This window comes from Psychrobacter sp. GTC18467 (genome assembly GCF_055397455.1).
In genome coordinates, this window is sequence record NZ_AP038920.1 from 230,595 (window position 1) to 244,171 (window position 13,577).

Consider the following 13,577-nt stretch of genomic DNA (forward strand, 5'->3'; position numbering starts at 1 on the left):
CTTAGTGCTTAAAAGCCGCAACTGGCTTTTACTAAAATTGGGCGTTTACATTATGATGATTTACGCTATACTAAAAGTTTGTCGTCAACTTTCAAAAGCCTGTGATTAACGCGGTTAGGAGGTGACGTTTTAACAAAGCTTAATTGCTAGGACTGCTATGAGTTTGCGCCACTTTTTAACCTTATCCGATTTATCCAAAACTGAACTGCAAGAGTTAATTAAAAGAGCTTGCGAGCTGCGTAAAATGCAGCACGACGGCGTGATTTATCAGCCGTTTGTTGGTCGAACGCTTGGCATGATTTTTGAAAAATCATCAACCCGAACGCGGATTTCTTTTGAAACGGGCATGGGGCAATTTGGCGGTCATGCGATTTTTTTATCGCCAAAAGATACCCAACTTGGTCGCGGTGAGCCGCTTGAGGATTCCGCGCGGGTGATTTCAAGCATGGTTGACATCATCATGATTCGCACCTTTGAGCATGAAAAAGTCGAAACCTTTGCTAAATACTCAAGCGTTCCTATTATTAACGCCTTAACGGACGACTTTCACCCCTGCCAATTGCTTGCCGATATGCAGACCTTTTATGAGCATCGCGGCAGTATCGAAAATAAAATCGTCACTTGGGTGGGCGATGGCAATAATATGTGCGCCTCCTACATGAATGCAGCAAACTTATTTGGCTTTGAGCTGCGCGTGGCAGCCCCCTACGGCTTTGAGCCTGACCCTGAACTTATGAAGCGCTTTTCGCATTGCGTGAGCTGGGTTGAAAATGTTCAAGACGCGGCAAAGGACTCTAACCTTATCGTTACCGACGTTTGGGCAAGCATGGGTCAAGAGTCTGAGCAGTTGACAAGGGCGCGCCGCTTTGCGCCGTATCAAGTGACGCCGTCCTTACTTGATAAAGCTGCTCCTGACGCGCTATTTATGCACTGCTTGCCAGCCCACCGCGGCGAGGAAATCTCCTTTGATATGCTCGATGACCCACGCTCGGTGGTTTGGGATGAGGCTGAAAACCGCCTGCATGCGCAAAAGGCGCTCATGGAATTTTTATTAAAAGATAAGATTAAGTTGGCTTAGAATTATCATTTATCAACATGATTTCCAATAAAAAAAGCAGCGTTTTAATCCGCTGCTTTTTTGTGTTTAATTTTTTTAGTTAAACAAAACTAGCGTAAAATCGTCTCAACCCCTGCCGCGCTTGCTTTTAACAATACATCAGCTTGATTGGCGGCAAAAATGCCATTACAAACTACGCCAACGATGTTATTTAATTTTGCCTCAAGGGCGATTGGGTCACTAACATCCAAATCATACGTATCCAAAATCAAATTGCCATAATCGGTGACGAAGCCTTCACGGTAAACTGGTTCGCCGCCAAGCTCAACCAACTGCCGAGCGACATACGAGCGCGCTTGCGGCAACACTTCAATGGGCACAGGAAAAGCACGACCAAGCACCTCAACGGATTTACTTTCATCCACCATGCAAACAAATTTTCTTGAGGCAGCGGCGACGATTTTTTCACGGGTCAGCGCCCCGCCGCCACCTTTAATCAGCTGCAAATTATCGTTCACTTCATCGGCGCCATCGATGTACAAATCAAGCGTTCCGGCAAAGTTTAAATCAACAATATCAATCCCAAGCGCTCGCAATTTTTCCTCAGTGACTTTGGAGCTTGCCACCGCGCCTTTAAGTTTTACCTTTGGCAATAACTCAATCAAGCAGTTGACCGTGCTTCCTGTGCCGACCCCTAAAATCATATCGTCTTCGATATAGCTTAAGGCAGCTTCGGCAGCGGCTTGTTTTTGAGCGTGCTGATTACTCATCATTTATCCTTAGCCAGTTTGCGATAAACGGCGTTTGCAAAGTCACAAACCGCCTATTTTATAACTGATGATGTCTGATTGCCAATGCTAATTGTGCAAAAATAAGATTCGTTAACTTGAAAAGTTGCCTAAAAACTGGTAGCAACTTAGAAAAATCCATAACCTAGGGTAAAAACTGCAATTGCGCCTTGCAAGATAACAAAAATGAGCATAGGCTAATCTTTTTGCTTTGATAATGAGGAGCCGATATGTTGTCGCACTGGGTTCGGGCTATTTTGCAAGCCACCGTTTATGATGTTGCCATTCAAACCCCCCTTGACCGCGCGCCAAAACTGACCCAGCGCTTTGGTAACGACATTCGCTTCAAACGTGAAGACTTGCAGCCGGTGTTTTCCTTTAAACTTCGCGGCGCTTACAACCGAATCAGCCAATTAAGCGACGAGCAAAAAGCGCGCGGCGTGATTTGCGCCTCCGCCGGCAACCATGCTCAAGGCGTTGCCTACTCTGCTCGTAAGCTTAATTTGAACAACATCATCGTCATGCCCACCACCACCCCAGATATTAAGGTGAACGCGGTAAAAGCGCTTGGCGGTCACGTGGATTTATTTGGCGACAGCTTTGATGATGCCAACCGCTACGCCATGCAGCGCGCCGAAAACGAAGGCTTAACCTTTATCCCGCCTTACGATGACGAGCTTGTCATTGCCGGTCAAGGGACGATTGCGCTTGAGTTAACCCAGCAGTGGCGCGACATGGATTATGTGTTTGTTGCCGTTGGCGGCGGCGGCTTGATTTCAGGAGTCGCGGCATTTTTGGGCGAAGTTGCCCCGCACGTCAAAGTCATTGCCGTTGAAGCTTCTGAAGCTGCAAGTTTAAAGGCGGCGCTTGAAGCGGACGAACGCGTTCGTTTGCCGCAAGTGGGCTTATTTGCTGATGGCGTGGCGGTGGCACAAATTGGCAAACTGCCATTTGATGTCGTTCGGATGCAAAAAAGCGACGGCTCAGGAACGGTGGTTGACCCTGAAGTGGTCACTTGTACTAACGATGAAGTTTGTGCGGCGGTCAAAGACGTTTTTGAAGAAAATCGCAGCATCGTCGAGCCGGCAGGAGCGCTTGCCATTGCCGGAATGAAAAAATATATCCAAACGCATCATTTAAAAGATAAAAACTGCGTGGGCATCATTTGCGGCGCAAACATGAACTTCGACCGCTTGCGCTATATCGCTGAGCGCACCGAAATTGGCGAGAAAAAAGAAGCCATTTTTGCGGTCACCATTCCCGAAAAAACCGGCGCGTTTTTGAATTTTTGCCGAAGTTTGCAGGGTCGAAACATCACCGAATTTAACTACCGCGCGGACAATAACCTATCGCCTGATTCCATGGAACCTGCCGCCATTTTTGTTGGTATTGCGCTAAAAGACGGTGAAAACGAGCGCCAAACCATCAGCAATCAGCTTGCCACTGACGGCTACACCGCTTATGACTTGACCGATGATGACATCGCCAAATCGCACATCCGCCACTTAATCGGCGGTCATGCCCACGTTGACAATGAGCAACTGCTTAAAATCACGTTCCCTGAACGCCCCGGAGCGCTGCTCAGCTTTTTAGAAAAACTGGGCAATGACTTCAACATCACTTTATTTCACTACCGCAATCACGGCGCAGCAGAAGGTCGAGTGTTAGTTGGCTTGCAAGCCTCGCCTAGCAACTCAAGGCAGCTTCAAGACGCGCTTCTTGATATCGGCTATCAATGCACCGTCATCAGCGACAATATCGGCTATCAGTTGTTTTTAAAGTAGTATAATAAGCAGTTTGTTAGCCGTATCGAGTGATGCTGTTGAGGAAATATGAAAAATATTTTAATGATTGTTGTGGTGTTAGCGGTTGCAATTTTTGGTTATCAAAAATTTCGCAACAAAACCGAAGTTCATACTACCCCTGCTGACGTTTCAAGCACCCCTCAATTGTCAGAAATGATGCTTGAGGAAGTTGATAATATTCCGCACAGCTATAATGACAACAGCACCGCTGAAAACGCCGCAATTAATACCAAAGCGGCATCGGCTAACTCAGCAACCTCCCAATTTAGCTGCGATGGTCGCAAACACTGCTCGCAAATGACCTCTTGCGCGGAGGCGACCTATTTTTTACAGCATTGCCCAAACACGCAAATGGATGGCAACGGCGACGGTGTTCCTTGTGAAAAGCAGTGGTGTAAATAACCTTTTTAATGCCTTTTAGCCTTAGGCGCTCTTTTAATTTGCAAATAAAACCTCATTATTATTCAAGATGATTTTTAATACTGAGGTTTAAATGACCAATCAGCGCCATAAAAATAGTGACACCCTACCTGCCAAAGTTCGTTTGGACAAATGGCTTTGGGCAGCGCGCTTTTTTCGAACCCGAACCCTTGCTAAAGAAGCCATTGACAGCGGTCGCGTTCATTTTGGCGGCAGTCGCGTTAAAAGCAGCAAAGAGATTGCCGTTGGTGATGAGTTAACCATTCGTCAAGGTTCGGCCACCGCGATGACTGAAAAAGTGGTCATCGTTGAGGCATTATCTGTTCAGCGCGGCAATGCCACCGCCGCCCAAGTGCTGTATTCTGAAACCGAAGAAAGCATCGAGCGGCGCGCCTATTACAGCGAGCAGCGCAAACTTGCCAACCTTGCCCGCCCTGACAACCGCCCAAATAAAAAACAGCGCCGAGACTTGCAGCGCTTTAAAGACAGCCACGATTAAGTCGAAATTATGGCAATAATTCAGAAGAAACTTGCCATTTTTTGGATTAATCGGTAGGCTAATAGCCCAACGATAGCATGCAAAGCGGTTGATATTTTTTAACCTATTTTTGCATGTTTTTTTATTAAAAAATTTAGGTGAGTTATGCCCATTAAGACCTCAACGCCCTCCTCCGTCCTTTTGGTTTGCCTTGGTAATATCTGCAGGTCGCCGACTGCCGAAGAGGTGCTGCGACAACAAGCGGCAATTGCAGGGATTAACTTAAAAGTGGATTCCGCAGGGACTGGCGATTGGCACATTGGTCATGCCCCCGATGAGCGCTCGCAGCGCCATGCCAAAGCTCACGGTTACAACTTAAGTAAACTGGTGGCAAGGCAGGTCACGCCCAATGATTTTTATGACTTTGATTTGATTTTGGCGATGGATGAGCAAAATTTAAAAGACTTGCAAGCGATTAAAGATACCCTGAGCGAGGACAAACCGCTTGCTAAACTGGCAATGTTTAGCGAAGAAGACCCAACCTTTGGCGGCGCTGACGTTCCTGACCCGTATCACGGCGATGGCGACGACTTTGAAGCGGTCATTGAGCGCGTTGAGTCTGGCGCTAAAGCTTGGATTGACAGCTGGCTGATTCATTAGTTTTTCAGCCCAGTGGTTAAAGATAGTAGTTATAAAGCAAAACAGCGTTTATGATTTGATAGTGGTTTTATAGGTCGGTTTATGACTCAAGCTTTGTGTTCTCATGACAGTATTTCCCCCACTTTTTGCGCCTCTGTTCTGAGCGCTCAGCAAAAAACGGCGGCAACTGAAAACGATTTATCTAAGCTCAATACCATGGCGCTGTCTTGTCAAGCGGCGCAAGTAGTCACGCTTACTTCTGAAGCCGCACTTGCAGATTTTTTTGCGACTTTTGATGACAAAACGCCGCTGTTTGTCTTATCTGGCGGCAGCAATGTGTTGTTGCCAAACTACCTTGACGCGGTAGTTTTGCGACCTTTAATAAAGGGGATTAATACCCTTAGCCAATCAGCTAAGACTATAGAAATCGAAGTCATGGCGGGTGAAAACTGGCATGAGTTGGTAAAATTTACCGTTAACCAAGGTTGGTTTGGTCTTGAAAATCTGGCGCTCATTCCAGGGCTTACAGGGGCAGCTCCGGTGCAAAATATTGGCGCTTATGGCGTTCAGCTTGAGGACTGCCTAACCCACGTTCACGCCTTTCACCTGCCAAGCCGCTCTTGGAAAACCTTGTCAAAAGCTGATTGCCAATTTGGCTACCGTGATAGCATTTTTAAACGCGAGCCAAACACGTGGATTATCACCAAAGTTGGCTTTAAGCTGCATAAAGACCCAAGCCAAGTGCTGACCAATTATGGCGATGTGGCGACAGTTGCCCAAAGTTTGGCAGAAAAAAACGACAGAAATGCTCCTACGCCTATTGATGTGATGAACGCCATCATTGATATTCGCCAGCAAAAACTTCCTGACCCCAAAGTTTTGGCAAATTGTGGCAGTTTTTTTCAAAATCCGGTGATTCCGCAAGCGCAATTTGACAAGTTAACCGTCCAATTTCCAAACTTGCCGTCGTACCCGATGCCAAACCATCAAGTTAAGATTGCAGCAGGTTGGCTGATTGAGCAATCAGGGCTTAAAGGCAGCGGTATTGCGCCGATTTTAACCCATGCAAAACAGGCGCTGGTGCTGACCAATCACGCGCCATTTTGCGCAACCCAAAACGAGGTTGCCGCCGCCCAAGATTTTATTATCCGTCAAGTTTTTGATAACTTTGGCATTACGCTATCTCGTGAACCGGTTTGGGTCAATAGTGATGGCAGTTTAGGGCAACAAGGTCATGCGCTTTAATTCACAAAAACCGCAGGTTAAAGCAACGCCATTTTTATCCAAGCGGCTTTGGCGCTATTATTTGCGCTCTGCGGAACGGGCGATTAAAGTTTTTAAGATTATTCACGTGGTTTTTGTGGTGGGAACGACCAGCATTATTTTAATCATTGCAAGCTTATTTACCCCGTTATTTTCAAAATCGGTACTGTTTATTCTCAATCATTTGCCAGTCCCCAAAATGACGGGCGCTGCCATCAGTTCGCCCCCAAGCGCTTATTTGGTTCTTGGCGGTGGTTTGACCAATGACCATGCCAATCAAGTCATCCTCAATAGCTTTACCTTAAATCGCGCCCGAACCGCCGCCGCAGCTTATCATAAGTTACCGCTCCCTGTGGTCATTAGTGGTGCTGAAGCGCCTTGGATTGAAAAATGGCTGCTAGAAAATGGGGTGACGGGAATTATCAGCGAAAATGCCAGTATGAACACTTGCGAAAACGCCCGATTTACTGCCAAACGCATTCCTTTGCATCATATTTACCTCATTACTGACGCTTATCATATGGCACGGGCTCGAAGGCAATTTGCCCTAAATAATATTAACATCACACCAATGGTCGCCCCCTTGCCAAATGCCCTTGATTGGCGCGAGCCTGCCCAAAATTTAAGCCACTCGCGGCGCGCCGTTTATGAGCTTGCCGCCTACCTTCGCGATGTCTTAAAACCGCAAGCAGACTGCCGCAGCGCTGATGAGGTGAGCTTCAATGAGCTTAAAACCCCGCGAACTCAAGGCGTCAAAACTTTTTAATTGTTCTGCAATTGCCCAACTAAGACGGTCACGTCAACTTCAGGATAATTCTGATTTTCCTATTAAATCGGCGTATAATAGGGGTAACTGCCAGTTAGGGAGTTTTGTATGCTTAGTATATTTTTATTAATTCCGCTTAGCCTGATGCTGTTTGTGGTGGCAATTTGGGCGGTGCGCTTTGCGGTAAAATCCAATCAGTTTGAGGATTTAGATAATGCCTCGCAGCGGGTCATTTTAGATGACCGCCAAGAACGTCGGCAAACCTTACAAGCCTTTGAGGCGGTTCAAGACCACACCTCAGCAAAAACTGATGACCAAAAGCCCCAATAACCTTCTTTCAATGGTGGTTACTCGCCAAGTCTGTTAACTCTTAGGAGTGTAGTGATGACGTTAGCATTAGTTTTTGCCGCGGTATTGATGGGCTTTTTTGGCTCACCGCATTGCCTTGGCATGTGCGGTGGTCTGGTGAGCGCCTTTGGGCTATCCATGCAGGGCGTATCGCCTGCCAAGCGCCGAGCGTTGGTGGCAACTTATCATTTCGGGCGACTGCTTAGCTATGCAAGCCTTGGCTTAATTGCAGGATTGGTTGGCACGACGGTATTAGCGCCATTGATTGCAGATAATAATTTGCCAAGAATTTTATTGGGATTGGTACTGGTTTTTGTTGGTTTGGTGATGCTAGGGGCGCCTTTTTTAACCAAGCTTGAGCGGTTAGGAATGAAGTTTTGGCAGCTGCTTGCGCCGATTCGCCAAAGGGTTTTCCCACTGAATACTTACCCAAGAGCGCTTGGCGCAGGACTGCTTTGGGGCTTTTTGCCTTGTGGTTTGGTTTATGGCGCGCTTTTAATTGCTGTCGTTGGTCATAGCCCATTAACCGGCGCGGCGCTTATGTTTGCCTTTGGTCTTGGCACCGTTCCAATGCTCGTGGCTACCCATGAAACGGTCGGTTGGCTTCGCGGTCACATCGGGCGCTTGCGGCTTCGGCAAATGAACGGCGCCATCATGATGCTCTCAGGCGTTGCGGTCATTGCCGTTCCAATTGCGATGAGTAATCTGCATGGCGGTCATGGGGCCCACACTGATCATTCTCAGCATTTACCCGCCATGACTTCTGATGGGGCGCCTTCTTCTCACTCAAATATGAGTGACATGGATATGAGTCATGACGACCAGAGCCATCATCACGATATGCCCATGGAACATCACCATTAAACCGATTTAAAAGAGCAGTTAATAAAAAAGCCTTCAAATATCGAAGGCTTTTTTTGGCTTACGGCTGCCACTGCTCAAGCACAAGTTTCATTTTTAAATGTGCCTCAAGCTGCGGCAAATTAAAGGCATCATCTTCGCTTACAAAGCTAATGCTTACCCCCGTTTGTCCCGCGCGACCCGTCCTGCCAATGCGGTGAACGTAATCGTCCGGCTGGTCGGGCAAGGTAAAGTTGACCACATGACTGACATCATCCACATGAATACCGCGGCCAGCAACATCGGTTGCCACCAAAATTTTGGCTTTGCCGTCTTTAAAGCGCTGCAAGTATTTTTCGCGTTTTTGCTGAATCACATCGCCTGAGAGCATCACCACGTTATGATGATTGAGCTTTTGATATAAGCGCTTTACTTGGTCTTTGCGATTGGCAAACACAATCATTTTTTGCATGCCCGAATCATTAATAATGCGCTCAAGCGCCGCCAGTTTTTGCTTTTCGGTCAATAAATAAAAGTGCTGCTCAACCAACTCACTGGTTTTATGTTCAGGCTCAATTTCAACAAATTGCGGCTCAAACAGCCAGCGATAGGCAAGGTTCATCACATCTTGATTAAAGGTTGCCGAAAACAATAAGCTTTGCCGGTCGGTATTGGGCGGCATCCGATTGACCAGTCGCTTAATATCGGGAATGAATCCCATATCAAGCATTCTATCGGCCTCATCAAGAACCAAAACCTCAACGCGGTCTAAAAACACCAATCCTTTTTGCGTTAAATCAATCAATCGACCCGGCGTTGCCACCAAAATATCCACAAAATCGCGCTCAAGCTCTTGCTGCTGAACATCATACGTCGTACCGCCCATCACGCAAACGCTATGCAGCTTGGTATATTTGGTCAACGCTTGGCAGTCTTCAAAGATTTGCAGCGCAAGCTCGCGCGTTGGTGCCATCACGACCGCTCGCGGCTCACCCAAATAGCGCGGCTCATCCGCTAGAAATGGGCGCTTTAGCAATGCTTCAATGATGGTGATTAAAAAAGTGGCGGTTTTTCCAGTTCCGGTTTGCGCCTGCCCAATCGCGTCTTGATGAGCAAGGGTAAAGGGCAAAATTTGTGCTTGAATGGGCGTAAGACGCGCAAACCCTAAGTCTGCCACCGCTTTTAATGATGGCTCAGACAGCGGCAAATCAGTAAATGTGCTAAATTGATTCAAAAAGTTATCCTTCTACGTTGACCACGCCCTAGCAATCTATACCAATCAGCTTTACAAAGTATGGTCATAAAAAAAGCCAAGTCTCACTATTTTTTAGCCTAAAAGGTTAAAAAAGTAATGGACTTGACTTAGTATAACAGCAGTTAGGACTTTTGGTTGATGACTTACGTCACCATGGGATAAAAACCCTAAATTTATTATTATTTTAGTCTTCGATTTTTCTAACCTCTTCAGCCTGCAGACCTTTTTGACCTTCAACTACGGTAAATTCAACCTTTTCGCCGTCTTTTAGTGAGCGGTAGCCGTCACCTTGGATTGCGCGAAAATGGACAAAAATGTCTTCACCGCTGTCGCGTTGGATAAATCCAAAACCTTTAGAATCATTGAACCACTTAACCGTACCTTGTTCACGAGCTGACATAATATAACTTCCTAAAAAATATGCTTAGTCCTAACTTCCTTTGCGGTTGCATGTTAGGGCGCTGAGGTCATGAAATCAGCATTTAAGACAGTGCATCTTATCTATTAAATATACGCTAAAGCCTATCTCAATACCAAAACACAAAAGCTTAAATACTCAGTGCCAGTTCACCAAAGCTGTGACCGAAAGTCGGTCAGTAACAAACTTGTGATGTTTATGGCTTAAAAAATATCATAGCATGGGAATTTAGTAACATAAAGCCTTTTCACACAATTTTTAAGCAAAAAGTCATTTTTCATCACCTTTTTAGCCATTTTTGCAACCAATTTGCTATGATATCCTTAATAAAGTTTAACTTTCATTGACCCCTTTGTTACTTTATTGTTTCTTAATTTCTTTTTTATCGTTGAGTTTTTTATGACTTCCCACCAAACTTCCGCTAACGCTAATTCACTTGTATCTCACAAACGCTTATTGTTAATCAATGGCGTTAATCTAAATCTTCTTGGTAAGCGTGAGCCGCATATTTATGGTCATACCACCCTTGCTGATATTGAAGCCGCGCTGATTGCCCGCGCCGCCCAATTTGGCGTTGAAATTATTTGCTGTCAGTCCAATCATGAGGGCACCTTGATTGATGATATTCAGCATTTTGGGCTGCTTGGCGATACTCAAGTTGATGCGGTGATTATTAACCCTGGTGCGTTTACTCATACTTCAGTCGCCCTTCGCGATGCGCTGCTTGCGACCCAAAAGCCGTTTATTGAGGTGCATTTGTCCAATGTTCACGCCCGCGAAAGCTTCCGGCATGTGTCTTATTTAAGCGATGTGGCAACTGGGGTGATTTGCGGATTGGGGCAACTTGGCTATCAGATGGCGCTTGATTACTGGTTAAGCGAGCTTTACGGTGCAGATTTAACGGCTTAATTTGTTGATACTTAACTTTTTGATATTGTAAGCTTTCTAGTCGTAATTTTTAGTATACTTCCCCCTTTATTTTAAAAATAACGATGTTTTAACCGAAGCATAATGGAATATCCAGCAGCGCTTGATTACAATAAGTGCAATTTTTGAGCTACTTTTAATTTACCAACCTTGCGCTAATTTTTAAGGTGATATGAATGGCAAAATCGTCCGGAAAACGCTTTATAAAATTGGCGGGAATGACGGCAAGCATTGCTGGCAAAGCGGCAAAAAACTCTTTAAAGCATCTGTCGAGTGATGAAGAAAAGCGCTTACAAGCGCGCTCTGAATTGCTTCAAGACGTAGGAGTGCAAATCGCCGATACGCTTGGCGAGATGAAAGGCGCAGTGATGAAAGTCGGGCAAATCGCTTCGCAATATAAAGACGTGTTTCCGGCAGAGGTGGCAACTGCGCTTGAAAAACTGCAAAAAGATGCGCCGCCGATGCCATTTTTACAAATCAAAGCCCAAGTTGAGCGTGAGCTTAGCGCGCCGCTTACCGAGCTATTTTTGGATTTTGAAGAAACGCCTTTTGCTGCCGCCTCCATCGGTCAAGTTCACAAGGCAACCTTGTTGTCCGGTCAAAAAGTGGTGGTGAAAGTTCAATACCCCAACGTGGATAAAAACTGCGACAGTGATTTAAAGCAAGTTCGCATGGCGCTTAAAATCGCCGGCGTGTTAAACATGAGTCGCGAGCTTCAAGAGCAGCTGTTTCATGAGATTCGTCAAAGCCTTGAAGATGAGCTTGACTATATTAAAGAAGCGCAAAATATTCGGGTATTTGGTGCGTTTCACTCCCGCGATGAGGGCATTATTATCCCGCGGGTGATTAGCAGCCACTCGTCCAAACGCGTTCTGACCTTAACGGAGGAGCGCGGCGAAAGCCTTGCGGTTGCCGCTACTTGGGACAATGCCATCAAACAAAAAATCGCCCGGCACTTATTTCACTTTACCGCAGGGCAGCTGTTTGGTTTATACCGCGTCCATTGTGATCCGCATCCGGGCAACTTTGCCTTTAAAGAAGACGGTAGCGTGATTGCTTATGATTTTGGCGGCATTAAAAGCTATAGTGACCGCGAGATTCAGCTGTTTTTACGCTTTGTTCGCCATGCCGTGAACCGTGATGTGACGGCGCTTGAGCAGGACTTGCGGGCGCTTGGGATTCGCCGTGAGGACGACAGCCATATTCCGGCAGAGTTTTATGACACGTGGCTGGATATTGGTATGAAGCCGCTATCCATTCCCCCTGCAGGAAGTGGTGAATTTAATTTTGCTAAAAGCCAAGTCCACCATGAGTTTATCGCTCAAATGCGTAGCGCCTTAAAATATTTTAACCAATTTCAGCCCTCACCCATGACCATGATGATGGACAGAACGGTTTCTGGACAATATTGGAACTTGGTTAATTTGGGTGTAACTATAGATTTATCGCCCCTTGTTTATGAGTATTTGAACCGTCATAAGATTGATTAAACGTGAAGCGCGTGACCACAACGGTCGCAAAATACCGCATTGACAGCGTGACCAAATTTTCCGCAGTTCGGGCACGCAATGGGGTCAAGCTGAGGTCGCATATTTCGCGCCAGCTCTGAGGTGAAAATCCCTGTGGGTACGGCAATAATGGAATAACCGGTAATCATCACCATCGTTGCAATCGCCTGCCCAATCGGGGTTTTTGGTGACATATCACCATATCCCGTCGTCGTCACGGTCACCACCGCCCAATAAATCGACACCGGAATACTGGTAAAGCCATTTTCAGGACCTTCAACAACATAAATGACCGCACCGAAAATGGTGACCAGCAGCACCAATGATAAAAAGAACACGGTGATTTTTTGTTGACTGGTTTTTAACGCTGCGGCTAAAAATCCGGCTTGCTGCATGTAGGCTTTAAGCTTAAGCACCCGAAACACGCGCAAAATCCGCAAAATCCGAACGACAAGCAGATATTGAACACCCACAAACATGAGGCTTAAGTAACTTGGCAGCACCGATAACAAATCAACGATGCCAAAAAAGCTGAACATATAGCGCAAGCGATTTGGCGCAGAAAACAGCCGAAGCACATATTCAAAGGTAAATAAAATGGTAAAAAACCATTCGGCATAAAAAAATATCGTGCCAAATTGCAGCCGCATGATGAGCACGCTATCGAGCATGACGACCGCAACACTGGCTAAGATTGCAATAAGCAATATGATATCAAACAGCTTGCCAAGCCTTGTGTCCGTACCCTCGATAATAATATGAATGCGCTTACGCAACTGGGTGATACTATCAGCCTTGGACTGCTTCATAAATGTCAATGCTTCATCAAAGATGGCGGCAGTTTGATAAAAAAAGACAACCTTAAAGATAACTTGGTTGCCTTTATTTAATCCGCCCAAAAGTGGTTTATAATATCAAGCCTTGCATTGCCTAAAGCGTTATTTGGACAATAGCAATTGGCAATTATTTAGAAAATATAGTGTAGCAAACTTCAGCTTTTAACAACACTCCTTCATTCAAAGTTGCAGCGTCGCACGTTATTTTATTTTAGTTATCGATTAAGGA

The 13,577-nt window shown here is 45.9% G+C and carries 15 protein-coding genes; 11 read left to right on the top strand and 4 right to left on the bottom strand.

Annotated elements, in window-relative coordinates; translation table 11 throughout:
• The first annotated feature begins 157 nt into the window (after positions 1–157).
• Positions 158–1,078, top strand: a complete 921-nt coding sequence (argF, locus tag ACZ5XY_RS00915; protein WP_464742106.1) for an ornithine carbamoyltransferase — start codon at positions 158–160, stop codon at positions 1,076–1,078.
• Positions 1,079–1,167: 89 nt separating this feature from the next.
• On the opposite strand, the gene rpiA is transcribed toward argF, so the two are convergent.
• Complete coding sequence (gene rpiA / locus ACZ5XY_RS00920; RefSeq protein WP_464742108.1) at positions 1,168–1,827, bottom strand: ribose-5-phosphate isomerase RpiA; 660 nt, start codon at positions 1,825–1,827, stop codon at positions 1,168–1,170.
• Positions 1,828–2,075: 248 nt separating this feature from the next.
• Between rpiA and ilvA the strand changes: the two genes are divergently transcribed.
• The 8 genes from ilvA (at position 2,076) to ACZ5XY_RS00960 (ending at position 8,428) form a co-directional block, all read left to right on the top strand.
• On the top strand, positions 2,076–3,629 hold the full coding sequence (ilvA, locus tag ACZ5XY_RS00925; RefSeq protein ID WP_464742110.1) for a threonine ammonia-lyase, biosynthetic: 1,554 nt from the start codon (positions 2,076–2,078) through the stop codon (positions 3,627–3,629).
• 48 nt (positions 3,630–3,677) lie between these two features.
• Positions 3,678–4,052 carry an excalibur calcium-binding domain-containing protein gene (locus tag ACZ5XY_RS00930; RefSeq protein ID WP_464742112.1) on the top strand — a complete coding sequence of 125 codons (375 nt, stop codon included), beginning with the start codon at positions 3,678–3,680 and terminating at the stop codon, positions 4,050–4,052.
• A gap of 91 nt (positions 4,053–4,143) precedes the next feature.
• Entirely contained in the window at positions 4,144–4,569 is a 426-nt protein-coding gene (locus tag ACZ5XY_RS00935; protein WP_464742114.1) for an RNA-binding S4 domain-containing protein, read from the top strand.
• Between the two features lie 144 nt (positions 4,570–4,713).
• Entirely contained in the window at positions 4,714–5,208 is a 495-nt protein-coding gene (locus ACZ5XY_RS00940; protein ID WP_464742116.1) for a low molecular weight protein-tyrosine-phosphatase, read from the top strand.
• Between the two features lie 81 nt (positions 5,209–5,289).
• Complete coding sequence (murB, locus tag ACZ5XY_RS00945; protein WP_464742118.1) at positions 5,290–6,432, top strand: UDP-N-acetylmuramate dehydrogenase; 1,143 nt, start codon at positions 5,290–5,292, stop codon at positions 6,430–6,432.
• On the top strand, positions 6,422–7,216 hold the full coding sequence (locus ACZ5XY_RS00950) for a YdcF family protein (protein ID WP_464742120.1): 795 nt from the start codon (positions 6,422–6,424) through the stop codon (positions 7,214–7,216). Before murB ends, ACZ5XY_RS00950 begins: the two co-directional genes overlap by 11 nt.
• A gap of 108 nt (positions 7,217–7,324) precedes the next feature.
• The gene (gene ccoS / locus ACZ5XY_RS00955; RefSeq protein ID WP_464742122.1) at positions 7,325–7,546 is read left to right on the top strand and encodes a cbb3-type cytochrome oxidase assembly protein CcoS; all 222 of its coding nucleotides are present in this window, start codon (positions 7,325–7,327) and stop codon (positions 7,544–7,546) included.
• A gap of 54 nt (positions 7,547–7,600) precedes the next feature.
• Positions 7,601–8,428 carry a sulfite exporter TauE/SafE family protein gene (locus ACZ5XY_RS00960; RefSeq protein ID WP_464742124.1) on the top strand — a complete coding sequence of 276 codons (828 nt, stop codon included), beginning with the start codon at positions 7,601–7,603 and terminating at the stop codon, positions 8,426–8,428.
• Positions 8,429–8,486: 58 nt separating this feature from the next.
• Here the strand turns inward: ACZ5XY_RS00960 and ACZ5XY_RS00965 are convergent, their stop codons facing one another.
• Together ACZ5XY_RS00965 and ACZ5XY_RS00970 are read right to left on the bottom strand one after the other, a co-directional pair.
• On the bottom strand, positions 8,487–9,638 hold the full coding sequence (locus tag ACZ5XY_RS00965) for a DEAD/DEAH box helicase (protein ID WP_464742126.1): 1,152 nt from the start codon (positions 9,636–9,638) through the stop codon (positions 8,487–8,489).
• A gap of 205 nt (positions 9,639–9,843) precedes the next feature.
• A complete protein-coding gene (locus tag ACZ5XY_RS00970; protein ID WP_464742128.1) occupies positions 9,844–10,059 on the bottom strand; it encodes a cold-shock protein in 216 nt (71 codons plus the stop codon).
• 417 nt (positions 10,060–10,476) lie between these two features.
• On the opposite strand from ACZ5XY_RS00970, the gene aroQ reads away from it, so the two are divergent.
• Complete coding sequence (gene aroQ / locus ACZ5XY_RS00975; RefSeq protein WP_464742130.1) at positions 10,477–10,986, top strand: type II 3-dehydroquinate dehydratase; 510 nt, start codon at positions 10,477–10,479, stop codon at positions 10,984–10,986.
• Positions 10,987–11,180: 194 nt separating this feature from the next.
• Positions 11,181–12,494, top strand: coding sequence for an ABC1 kinase family protein (locus ACZ5XY_RS00980; protein WP_464742132.1), 1,314 nt, complete (start codon positions 11,181–11,183; stop codon positions 12,492–12,494).
• Here the strand turns inward: ACZ5XY_RS00980 and ACZ5XY_RS00985 are convergent.
• Entirely contained in the window at positions 12,491–13,321 is an 831-nt protein-coding gene (locus ACZ5XY_RS00985) for an ion transporter (protein ID WP_464742134.1), read from the bottom strand. The two genes, ACZ5XY_RS00980 and ACZ5XY_RS00985, sit on opposite strands and share 4 nt — an antisense overlap.
• Positions 13,322–13,577: the final 256 nt, after the last annotated feature.